Source organism: Limnohabitans sp. (assembly GCF_031538885.1).
In the GTDB taxonomy this organism is placed as follows: domain Bacteria; phylum Pseudomonadota; class Gammaproteobacteria; order Burkholderiales; family Burkholderiaceae_C; genus Limnohabitans.
In genome coordinates, this window is the sequence record NZ_JAVKLW010000012.1 from 1 (window position 1) to 11,212 (window position 11,212).

At 59.1% G+C, this 11,212-nt stretch carries 9 protein-coding genes and 1 riboswitch; of the genes, 3 read left to right on the top strand and 6 right to left on the bottom strand.

All coding sequences use genetic code 11. The features are described from left to right. Positions 1-82 precede the first annotated feature (82 nt). Positions 83-469 (bottom strand): hypothetical protein, encoded by a 387-nt coding sequence (locus RMS03_RS00800; protein ID WP_310625233.1) that lies wholly within the window; start codon positions 467-469, stop codon positions 83-85. Between the two features lie 11 nt (positions 470-480). Next, entirely contained in the window at positions 481-966 is a 486-nt protein-coding gene (locus tag RMS03_RS00805) for a LysE family translocator (protein WP_310625225.1), read from the bottom strand. 306 nt (positions 967-1,272) lie between these two features. On the opposite strand from RMS03_RS00805, the gene RMS03_RS00810 reads away from it, so the two are divergent. Then, complete coding sequence (locus tag RMS03_RS00810) at positions 1,273-2,415, top strand: ATP-binding protein (RefSeq protein WP_310625226.1); 1,143 nt, start codon at positions 1,273-1,275, stop codon at positions 2,413-2,415. Between the two features lie 10 nt (positions 2,416-2,425). Here RMS03_RS00810 and glcF read toward each other — a convergent pair whose 3' ends face one another. Further along, positions 2,426-3,682: a glycolate oxidase subunit GlcF gene (glcF, locus tag RMS03_RS00815; RefSeq protein WP_310625227.1), complete on the bottom strand. Its 1,257-nt coding sequence runs from the start codon at positions 3,680-3,682 to the stop codon at positions 2,426-2,428. Positions 3,683-3,697: 15 nt separating this feature from the next. Continuing rightward, the gene (gene glcE, locus RMS03_RS00820) at positions 3,698-4,903 is read right to left on the bottom strand and encodes a glycolate oxidase subunit GlcE (protein ID WP_310625228.1); all 1,206 of its coding nucleotides are present in this window, start codon (positions 4,901-4,903) and stop codon (positions 3,698-3,700) included. A 307-nt stretch (positions 4,904-5,210) separates the two neighbouring features. On the opposite strand from glcE, the gene RMS03_RS00825 reads away from it, so the two are divergent. Continuing rightward, positions 5,211-6,782, top strand: coding sequence for a YifB family Mg chelatase-like AAA ATPase (locus RMS03_RS00825; RefSeq protein WP_310625229.1), 1,572 nt, complete (start codon positions 5,211-5,213; stop codon positions 6,780-6,782). A 66-nt stretch (positions 6,783-6,848) separates the two neighbouring features. Here RMS03_RS00825 and metH read toward each other — a convergent pair whose 3' ends face one another. Beyond that, positions 6,849-9,587 carry a methionine synthase gene (gene metH, locus RMS03_RS00830; RefSeq protein ID WP_310625232.1) on the bottom strand — a complete coding sequence of 913 codons (2,739 nt, stop codon included), beginning with the start codon at positions 9,585-9,587 and terminating at the stop codon, positions 6,849-6,851. A 49-nt stretch (positions 9,588-9,636) separates the two neighbouring features. Beyond that, a riboswitch (S-adenosyl-L-homocysteine riboswitch) is annotated at positions 9,637-9,728 on the bottom strand. Positions 9,729-9,751: 23 nt separating this feature from the next. Beyond that, the gene (locus RMS03_RS00835) at positions 9,752-10,798 is read right to left on the bottom strand and encodes a homocysteine S-methyltransferase family protein (RefSeq protein WP_310625230.1); all 1,047 of its coding nucleotides are present in this window, start codon (positions 10,796-10,798) and stop codon (positions 9,752-9,754) included. Between the two features lie 23 nt (positions 10,799-10,821). On the opposite strand from RMS03_RS00835, the gene RMS03_RS00840 reads away from it, so the two are divergent. Next, positions 10,822-10,959 carry a hypothetical protein gene (locus RMS03_RS00840; protein ID WP_310625231.1) on the top strand — a complete coding sequence of 46 codons (138 nt, stop codon included), beginning with the start codon at positions 10,822-10,824 and terminating at the stop codon, positions 10,957-10,959. Positions 10,960-11,212 lie beyond the last annotated feature (253 nt).

An 11,212-nucleotide genomic window follows, 5' to 3' on the forward strand; every position in this document is an offset into this window, starting at 1 on the left:
AAACCGTGACGGATGAGGAATTGACTATGATTGAAAACCGATTGAATCACCGCCCCAGAAAGCGACTAGGATTCAAGACACCTCACGAGGTATTCCATGCCTCGTTAAAGCGTGTTGCACTTCGTCCTTGAATCCGCCCAATAGGTTTGCCTGGAAGTTTGCTGATTTTGACGGGGGCGGCAACCTCAAACTGGGGAACGTGCGGGGCCTTGCCTGCTGTGGGCTGGGCAAAGTTGGGGGCAAAGGCGGCAAGGGGGACGCTGGCGTCGTCAAAGATCAAGAAGAAGTCGGGGGTGCTCAGACGTTTGGCATTAGCGCCTTTGAGGACCCATACTTCACCTTTTTTGGTTTGCAATAGCAAATCTTCACCACGCCAAGTGGCCGCCTGAAAATTTTTGCTTGAGAAACCAGACAAACGTGTTGTTTGGTATGGCTGTGATGGAGACAGGTTTTGAGTTTGAATTTTCATAGTCAGGTTTCTCATAAAAAATGGCAGGTAAGTTTATATTTTCGGGCAAAAACCTTATTCTTGTCTGAGCACAGCGACAGATAAACCTGACGCAACAAACGCCACGCCCGCACAAACAGACCAGGCTTGGGGTTGAGTGCTGCCGATAAAAATTCAGTCATAAAAATGTTAGACAGTGGTTGTTTTGCGCTAGGCATGAAACTGATCAGATTGCGGGGCCGCAAAACCCTGACGCCTAGCCACAGCAAATAGACAGCGCCCGTCAATTTGACGGTCCAAAACGCAAACGCTGAGGTTTGCATGAGCAGCGTCAACCCGAAGGTGGCCGCAGCCACGTGAAACAAAATCCCCGCACCCGAAGAAACGCCCGAAACAATGGCCGCACGCCTGCCTTGACTCAGGCCGCGCCCAATGGCCAACAAATTGTCTGGGCCAGGCGACAACACCAGCAGCAAACAAGCAGCACTGTAGGCAAGCCAGATTTCAAATGGGAACATGGTGAATCTCCTCGTCGCTTCATCGGCAAATTGCGAAAGTCATTCTATGGTTGGGTGAGCGCGTTTGCGACTACCTTACTTGGTTTGCGCAGGTTCCGCGATGTCGGGCCATGCGGGGTGATCGCCGATGAGCCACGAGGCGCTGGCGAGCAAGCGCCAAGTTTTCACCCAAGCCCCTCAGCGTTGAAGCAAAAAAACCAAGCCACGTGAACAAACAAGGGAGACTCGTTTTTAAAATTTAACCTTGAAATATGAACGATACACGTTAAAATTTCAATGATGATAACTCGCCAAACACTCACGACCTTGTCTGATCGCCTGGATGAATCCTCGGCGGTGGTCTTGCTCGGGCCACGCCAGGTGGGCAAAACAACGCTGGCGCTCACGCTGGCTGAGAGCTGGCCAGCGGGTGCCCGCTATCTCGATCTGGAACGCCCCGCCGACCGTTTGCGTTTGCAAGACGCCGACGCCTTCTTGCGGGCCCAAGGCAACAAGCTCGTCATCTTGGACGAAATCCACCGCATGCCCGGCCTGTTTGAGGTGTTGCGAGGCATCATCGACGAACGTCGCCGTGCAGGGCAACGGTTTGGTCATTTCCTGCTCTTGGGTTCAGCCTCGCTAGACCTGATGCAGCAAAGCAGCGAAACCCTAGCCGGACGCGTCGCATATCTGGAAATTAGCCCCATCCATGCGCTGGAATGGCCTGCCGCCGATTTGGACACGCTGTGGCTGCGCGGCGGTTTTCCAGACGGCCTGCTCGCCGCCAGCGACGCGGCCAGCCTGCGTTGGCGTGAGGATTTTGTACGCAGCTATTTGCAGCGCGATGTGCCCATGTTTGCGCCACGCCTGCCCGCCGAAACCGTGGGCCGCTTGTGGACCATGCTGGCCCATCAACAAGGCGCATGGTTTCAGCAAAGCCGCTTGGCCAGCGGCTTGGGCGTGAGTAGCCCGGCGATTGAGCGCTACATCGACTTGCTGGTGGATCTGCAACTGGTGCGACGCTTGCGCCCCTGGGGCGGCCATGTAGGCAAGCGCCTCGTCAAAGCGCCCAAGGTCTATGTGCGCGACAGCGGCTTGGTGCATGCCTTGCTGGGCTTGGGCAGTTTGCATGATTTGGTGGGGCATCCGGTATGCGGCCTCAGCTTTGAGGGCTTTTGCATCGACAACCTGATGGCCGCCGCCAGCCCCAGTTGCACGCCCTACACCTACCGCACCCATGCCGGTGCCGAGATCGACCTGCTGATTGAACGTGCGGGCCAAGCTTGGATGGCCATCGAAGTCAAGCGCTCCACCGCTCCGACCCTGAGCAAAGGCTTTGACATTGCCTGCGCTGACTTGAACATCACGCAACGCTATGTGGTCTACCCCGGCACCGAGCGCTTCCCGATGCGCTACGGCGCACAGGCCATTGGGCTGGTGGAATTGATAGGTTTGCTCGCCGCAGGGTGATGGCGATTTTTCAGCGTGGGGATGGGTCCAGCGCCTCATCCAACACCTCCACCCAATGCCTGACGGGCACGTCAGTGCCGCTTTGCAAATGGATGATGCAGCCGACGTTGGCGCTGAGGATGGCTTGGGGTTGGAGGACGTCGAGGTGGCCGAGTTTGCGGTCACGCAAGGTGGTGCTGATGTCTGGGTTGAGCACGCTGTAGGTGCCCGCCGAACCGCAGCACAGGTGGGCTTCGGTGTTGGCCACTTGAACGACAAAGCCCAAATCGGCCAAGTGTTTTTCCACCCCACCTTTGAGCTGCTGGCCGTGTTGCAAAGTGCAAGGTGGGTGGAAGGCTTGCACGCCGATGCGGACCATGACTGAGGCGTTCAACTTGGGTTTGAGCACCGGCACCAAGGCCGGTAGCAACTCGCTCAAGTCTTGGGTGAGCTCGCTGATGCGTTGGGCTTTGGCGGCGTAAACGGGATCGTCTTTGAGCACATGGCCATAGTCTTTGACCATCACGCCGCAGCCGGAGGCGTTCATCACAATGGCCTCGACGCCTTGCTGCACAAAGGGCCACCAAGCGTCGATGTTGCGACGCATGTGGGCCATGCCGCCGTCTTGGTCATTCAAATGAAACTTCACCGCGCCACAGCAACCTGCCTTGGGTGCGACGAGGGTTTGAATGCCCGCGGCATCCAACACGCGCGCGGTGGCGGTGTTGATGTTGGGCAGCATGGCCGGCTGCACGCAGCCCGCGAGCATCAACACTTGGCGGGCATGGGTTTGGGTGGGCCACACCACGCCGTTGCGTGCCGCCGTTTGGGGCGCGGGGACTTTGGCTTTCAAGGCGGCAGGCAACACACCGCGCACCGCTTGGCCCAGCTTCATGGCAGGCGCAAACAAGGGTGAAGGCAAGCCTTCTTTCAAGGCCCAGCGCAGCATGCGCTCGCCCATGGGGCGCGGCACTTGGGCATCCACCACTTTGCGACCCACGTCCACCAAGTGACCGTATTGCACGCCACTGGGGCAGGTGCTTTCGCAGTTGCGGCAGGTCAGGCAACGGTCCAAATGCAGTTGTGTGGCGCGTGTGGGTATGGCACCTTCAAACACTTGTTTCATCAAGTAGATGCGCCCACGTGGACCATCTAGCTCATCCCCCAAGAGTTGGTAGGTGGGGCACGTCGCGGTGCAAAAGCCACAGTGCACGCACTTGCGCAAAATGGCTTCGGCTTGTCCACCTTCCGGGGTGCCGATGTATTGGGGGGCCAGGTTGGTTTGCATGTGAGGCTCTGGGTATTAAATACGACCGGGGTTGAAGATACCCGCTGGGTCAAACTGTTTTTTGAGTTCGTTTTGAATGCGTTGCTGCACGGCGTTAAGTGGGGTGTAGACGCCCGCTTGCTTGTCCACATCGCCCAAGGTCTGACGGCTGGCCGCACTGGTGCGAAACAAGGTGGCGTGTCCCCCCGCGCGCACCGCCGCATCGCGCACGTGTTGCGCCGCAGCAGCAGGCGCCCACAACCAACGCTGTGCGCCATGCCACTCGATGTATTGCGCGCAGGGGATGCCTTGCACGCGCACATCCAGCACGGGGGCGGTTTGCGGCACGCTCAGGCGCCACAAGCAATCTTGACCGCTGGGGGCATTGAAGAAGTCCAAGGTCTGCTCGCCACTGGCCTTCCAGTCTGCGGCGGCTTGGGCGGTGTCCATGCATGTGACGTGTGCGCCTAGGGCTTGCACTTCGGCGGTCATGCGGGTGATGGCGGCGTCTACTGCTGCCACCGCACCGCGCAGTCGCACAAAGAAAACGTCTTGCGCAGGCGATGCGCTGGTGTCGTGCACCCACGCGCTGGCATTCAGGGGCAAAGGCTGCCCACCCCAACGGTTGATGAGTGCCTGTGCCTGGGCTTGCGACACACCCGCACACATGAGCGTGGCAATGCCGGGGGGTACAGGCAAGACCTTCAAAGACACCTCAGTGATGAGGCCTAGCTGACCCCAGCTACCCGCGAGCAAGCGCGACACGTCGTAGCCAGCCACGTTCTTCATCACTTGGCCGCCAAAGGTGAGGTGTTCGCCTTTGCCGTTGATCACGCGCGCGCCCAACACAAAGTCGCGCACCGCGCCCACGCTGGCACGCGCGGGGCCACTCAGGCCCGCAGCGACCATGCCACCCACTGTTGCGTCCGCGCCGAAATGCGATGGCTGGTCTGGAACATCGAGCCGCCTTGCCGTGAAGTGTGGCGGTTCAAAAGCAAAGCACTGCCCTTGTTCAGCCAAGGCGGCTTCGACTTCGGCCAAAGGGGTGCCGCTGCGAACGGTGATGACCAACTCGCTGGGCTCGTAGCTCAAGATGCCACGGTAGGCGCGCGTGTCCAGCACCTCGCCTTGCAGGTTCTGTCCCAAAAAGTCTTTGGTGCCACCGCCACGCAAACGCAAAGGCTGTGCAGTTTGAGCGGCGTGAAGAATGCGGTCGGTGAGGTGTTGCAGTGTGTCTTGCATGGCGGCCATGTTAGTCGCTGGGGCTGGCAGCGCTGTTGAACTTTTTGCACAGCATTGTCAAAAATCGTTGAGGCTAGAAATTTTTCATGAAGGTCATCGTTTTCTCCGTTGAAAAATAAAGAGGGATGCCTCTACTTAGCAGGGTCCGTGCCAACGTTGAAGTCCATAAAAGTGTTCGCTTCACTTGAACTAAGACCCAAAGTGATGCAGTAGGCTGATAAACGCCTCATCCTTACGCACTCACATCGTGCGCAATTTTTTCTTACGTGCCCCGCGATGGGGCCAACCGATCAAAAAGAGAATCTTTATGACGCTTGCCTTGATTCACAGCCGCGCACTCTTGGGTTTACAGGCCCCCGCAGTGACCGTTGAGGTGCATTTAGCAAATGGCTTGCCCAGTTTCACCTTGGTGGGGCTGGCCGACACGGAGGTGAAAGAGGCGCGCGAACGGGTGCGCTGTGCCATTCAAAACACAGGGCTAGATTTCCCAACGAACAAGCGCATCACGGTCAACCTTGCACCTGCGGACTTGCCCAAGGACTCGGGGCGTTTTGATTTGCCGATTGCGCTGGGCATTTTGGCCGCGCATGGCCAGCTTGATGAAGCAGCCTTGGCCTTGCATGAGTTTGCGGGGGAGCTGTCTTTGTCGGGCGAGTTGCGTCCTGTGCGCGGCGCCTTGTCGATGGGGCTGGCACTGCGCGGTGCCGGTGTGCGCACCCGCTTGGTATTGCCACCAAGCAGCGCGGAAGAGGCCGCGCTGGTGCCCAGCGCCGAGGTGTATCGCGCACAACACCTCAGCGATGTGGTGGCGCACTTTGCCAAGCCAGAGGTGCAAGGCTTGGTCGCACGACGTGAAGAAGCCACGACACACGCCGTCCACACAACCGAAGGGTGGTCGCGCATCGAAGCGCCCGCACGCAACGTCCACGCCGGCACGCACACCACTGACTTGGCCGACGTGAAAGGCCAAGCCGGCCCCCGACGCGCCCTCGAGATTGCCGCCGCAGGCGGCCACTCTCTTCTTTTAGTAGGACCACCCGGCACTGGCAAGTCCATGCTGGCGCAACGCTTCGCCGCCCTGCTGCCCGACATGAGCTTGGACGAGGCGTTAGAGAGCGCGGCCATCGCCAGCTTGAGCGGGCGCTTTGAATTGAGCCAGTGGATGCAACGCCCCACACGCAGCCCGCACCACACCGCCACCTCGGTGGCCTTGGTGGGTGGTGGCACGCCACCCCGCCCAGGTGAAATTTCATTGGCTCACAACGGCGTGTTGTTTTTGGACGAGTTGGCCGAGGTCAAGCGCAGTGCCTTAGAAGCCTTGCGCGAGCCGCTGGAGAACGGCCACATCACCATCTCGCGGGCGGCGACACAGGCGAGGTTCCCCGCACGCTTCCAACTGATTGCGGCCATGAACCCTTGCCCTTGTGGCTATTTGGGCTCCGCCGTCAAAGCGTGTCGCTGCACGCCCGACCAAGTGGCGCGTTACCAGGGCAAGTTGAGCGGGCCGCTGTTGGACCGCATTGACTTGCAGGTGGAAGTCCCCTCGCTCGCCACCGAGGCGTTGATGCAAGCCGCGCCCAGTGAGTCCACCGCCAACGTGCGCGCACGTTGCCTGGCCGCACACGCCAGCGCGCTGGCGCGACAGGGCGTGAGCAACCAACACTTACATGGCCAAGCCTTAGAAGCCCACATGCAGCTCGACCCCGCAGCCGCGGTGTTCTTGCAAAACGCAGGCACCAAGCTGGGTTGGTCTGGCCGCAGCACACATCGCGCCTTGCGCGTGGCACGCACCATTGCCGACTTGGCCAACAGCCACACCGTGCAAGTGGCGCACATGGCAGAGGCGATTCAGTACCGACGGGTACTCGTGCAGCACTGACACGTCATCCATGAAAGCAAAGGCCCGCATCCAGCGGGCCTCGTCACACACGGCGAACCAACGCGCTTACAAGTTAGGCGCGAGCAAACGCTCAAGGTCTTTCACTGGCACGCCTTGACGTTGCGCCAAATCTTGCACTTGGTCGTCGCCAATACGGCCCACGTTGAAGTACTTGGCAGCGGGGTGCGCCAAGTAAAAACCACTCACGCTCGCGGCAGGTGTCATGGCCAAGCTGCTGGTCAAGTCCATATCGATGTCTTCGCATTGCAACAATGCAAACATGGCTTGTTTGGCACTGTGGTCGGGGCAGGCGGGATAGCCGGGCGCCGGGCGAATGCCTTGGTATTTTTCTTGGATCAGGTCTGGGTTGCTCAAGGCTTCGGCGGCGGCATAGCCCCACAAGTCGGTGCGCACGCGATGGTGCATGCACTCGGCCAAGGCTTCTGCCAAGCGGTCGGCCAAGGCTTTGAACAAAATGGCTGAGTAGTCGTCGTGCGCGTCGATGAAACGCTTTTCTTGCTTCTCTGCGCCTAGGCCCGCAGTCACGGCAAACAAGCCCACGTAGTCAGCGGCTTGGGTTTGATCGGCCACATAGTCGGCCAAGCAACGGTTTGGGTTGTTGTTGGGTTTGACCGTTTGTTGGCGCAAACCGTGCCACGTCATCACCTGTTGTTGGCGGGTTTCGTCGGCGTACAAAACAATGTCGTCGCCCACGCGCTGCGCGGGGTACAAGCCCACCACCGCGTTGGCGGTGAGCCAGCGGTTGGCGATGATTTTTTTCAGCATCGCTTGGCCGTCGGCGTAGACCTTCTTGGCTTCCACGCCCACCACGTCGTCGTTCAAGATGGCGGGGAATGGGCCCGCCAAATCCCAGGTTTGGAAGAACGGGGCCCAGTCGATGTATTTCTCTAATTCGGCCAAATCAAAGTTTTTGAACACGCGCCGTCCTATGAATTTGGGCTTGGCAGGCTTGTAGTGGTCAAAGCTCACTTGTGTGGCATTCGCTCGCGCTTGCGCCAGCGTGACCAACGGTGTTTGCTTTTTGTTGGCGTGTTGCTCGCGCACCTTGGCGTAGTCGGCGTTCAGCTCGGCAATGTATTTGGCCGCTTGGTCCGACAACAAACCTTGGGCCACACTCACGCTGCGTGAAGCATCGGGCACATACACCACGGGGCCGTCGTAATGCGGTGCAATCTTCACGGCGGTGTGCACGCGGCTGCAGGTGGCACCGCCAATCATCAGCGGCATCATGCGGCTGCGGAAGTAATCGTCCTTTTGCATCTCACCTGCGACGTATTGCATTTCTTCCAGCGACGGGGTGATGAGGCCGGACAAACCAATGATGTCTGCGCCCTCTTCTTTGGCCTTGGCCAAAATTTCGTGGCACGGCACCATCACGCCCATGTTCACCACTTCGTAGTTGTTGCACTGCAAAACCACGGTGACGATGTTTTTGCCAATGTCGTGCACATCGCCCTTGACCGTGGCGATGACGATCTTGCCCTTGGCTTTGACGTCTTGACCCGCTTGGGCTTGCAAGCGTTTTTCTTCTTCGATGTAGGGCACGAGGTGCGCCACCGCTTGCTTCATCACGCGGGCACTCTTGACCACTTGCGGCAAGAACATCTTGCCTTGACCAAACAAATCACCCACCACGTTCATGCCGTCCATCAGCGGGCCTTCGATGACGTGCAACGGACGACCGCCTTTGGCCAAGATGTCGCGGTACGCCTCTTCGGTGTCTTCGGTGATGAAGTCGGTGAGGCCATGCACCAGCGCGTGGCTGAGGCGATGCGCCACCGTGACGGGGGCGTCGGGTGTGCCACGCCAGATGAGCTTTTGGCTGTCGTCTTTGGCTGCGCCCTTGGCGGTTTCGGCCACTTCGATCAGGCGCTCGCCCGGGGTCAGGTGGGCTTCGCCGTCTTTGTAGTTGGGCGTTCTATTCAACACAACGTCTTCCACGCGATCGCGCAGCGTGGGCTCGAGGTCGTCATACACACCGACCATGCCCGCGTTGACGATGCCCATGTCCATGCCTGCTTGGATGGCGTGGTACAGAAACACGGTGTGAATGGCTTCGCGCACGGGGTCGTTGCCGCGAAAGCTGAACGACACGTTGGACACACCGCCACTCACCTTCGCACCGGGCAGGTTTTGCTTGATCCAACGCGTGGCGTTGATGAAGTCCACCGCGTAGTTGTCGTGTTCTTCAATGCCGGTGGCGATGGCGAAGATGTTGGGGTCGAAGATGATGTCTTCGGGTGGGAAGCCCACCCCGCCTTGGTCAACATCCGCCACCAACAAGCGATAAGCGCGCTCGCAAATTTCAATCTTGCGTGCGTAGGTGTCGGCTTGGCCTTTTTCGTCAAACGCCATCACCACCGCCGCCGCGCCATAGCGCTTGACCAACTTGGCTTGACGCAAGAAAACGTCCACGCCTTCTTTCATGCTGATGGAGTTAACGATGCCCTTGCCTTGGATGCAGCGCAGACCCGCCTCGATGACCGACCACTTGCTGGAGTCCACCATCACGGGCACACGCGCAATGTCGGGCTCGCCTGCCATCAGGTTGAGAAAGCGAACCATCGCGGCTTGGCTGTCGAGCATGGCTTCGTCCATGTTGACGTCGATCACCTGCGCGCCGTTTTCCACCTGCTGACGCGCCACGGCCAAGGCTTGTTCGTATTCGCCGTTCAAAATCATGCGCGCAAAGGCTTTGGAGCCAGTGACGTTGGTGCGCTCGCCGACGTTGACAAACAACGACCCTTCGCCAATGGACACGGGCTCAAGGCCCGACAGCTTCATGGGGGGAACGGCTTTTAAATTCATGGGGGTACTCACCTGGGGGTATCAATACAGGTGAGCGTCGTTGCAAAAAATTCGGCCCCAAGCCTGACTTCACGCGGGTCCTGTGGGACGGGTGAAGCTGCAACGCTCCTTGGAGAGAGTTGAATTTTAACCGAGTGGCCTCAAGCCGCCTCGCGATAAAACGGCCCCGCACTCAAGGCGCGCGCCTTTTGGTCGGCCACCGCTTGCCCAATGGCCGCGATGTGCTCGGGCGTGGTGCCGCAGCAGCCACCCACGATGTTGACCAAACCTTCGGCGGCAAACTCGTGCAGCAAACGGCTGGTGACATCGGGCGTTTCGTCAAAGCCGGTGTCGCTCATGGGGTTGGGCAAACCCGCATTGGGGTAGCAGCTGATGAAGGTGTCACCTGCGACCTTATTCAACTCTTGAATGTAAGGGCGCATCAGCGTGGCACCGAGGGCGCAGTTCAGGCCAATGGCTAAGGGTTGCGCGTGGCGCACGCTGTGCCAAAACGCGGTGACGGTTTGGCCGCTCAAGATGCGGCCCGAGGCATCGGTCACGGTGCCGCTGATGATGAGGGGCAAGCGCTCGCCGCTGACCTCGAAAAACTCTTCAATCGCAAACAGCGCCGCTTTGGCGTTGAGCGTGTCAAAAATGGTTTCCACCAACAGCACGTCCGAGCCACCCTCGACCAAGGCTTTGACTTGGTCGTAATAGGCAGCGCGCAGCTCTTCAAACGTCACATTGCGTGCGCCTGCGTCGTTCACATCGGGGCTGATGCTGGCGGTTTTGGGTGTGGGGCCCACAGCGCCCGCGACAAAGCGGGGCTTGTCGGGCGTGCTGTATTTGTCGCAGGCTTCGCGGGCGATACGGGCGGAGGCCAGGTTCATCTCGTAGGCCAAGTCGGCCATGTCGTAGTCGGCCTGCGCGATGGTGGTGGCGCCAAAGGTGTTGGTCTCGATCAGATCGGCGCCCGCAGCGAGGTAACGCTCGTGGATGTCGCGAATCACGTCGGGACGAGTGAGGCTGAGCAATTCGTTGTTGCCCTTCACGTCTTTGTGGAAGTCTTTGAAGCGTTCGCCTCGGTAGTGCGCTTCGGTCAACTTGAAGCGCTGAATCATGGTGCCCATGGCGCCGTCGAGGATGGCAATGCGTTGGGCCAAGATGGCGGGTAATGCTTTGGCGCGTGTGTAGTTCTGGAAATTCATGTGCCTATTCTATGAAGGCGCTTATGGGCAACACGCGAAACCCAGGCCTGTCTGTGGTGCAAACCGTCATTGATGCACAGGCGCCCTACCGTGTCGATGTGTTCTCGCAGGTCGATGCCGCTGAGTTCTGTCAAAACTTTCTGCGCCTTCTCAATACCTAGCGCCTTCGCCCCTGCTGACCTGCTCTTTGTTTTTTGAGCTGGGCACGCCTTGGTCATTCACCAAAGACAGCACGTATGGCTTGAGCCGTGAGCGTGATGTCCTTGGTTTGTTCTAAGGAACATCTGCATAACCTTCTTGTAAACCCTGACAGCGTGAACGCCATAGACTGCGTTGAATACACATGAAACAAACCAGCCTATCGATCAGCGGCTTTGAGCTGCAAAGTAAACGCACACGTCGACGAGAGTTTCT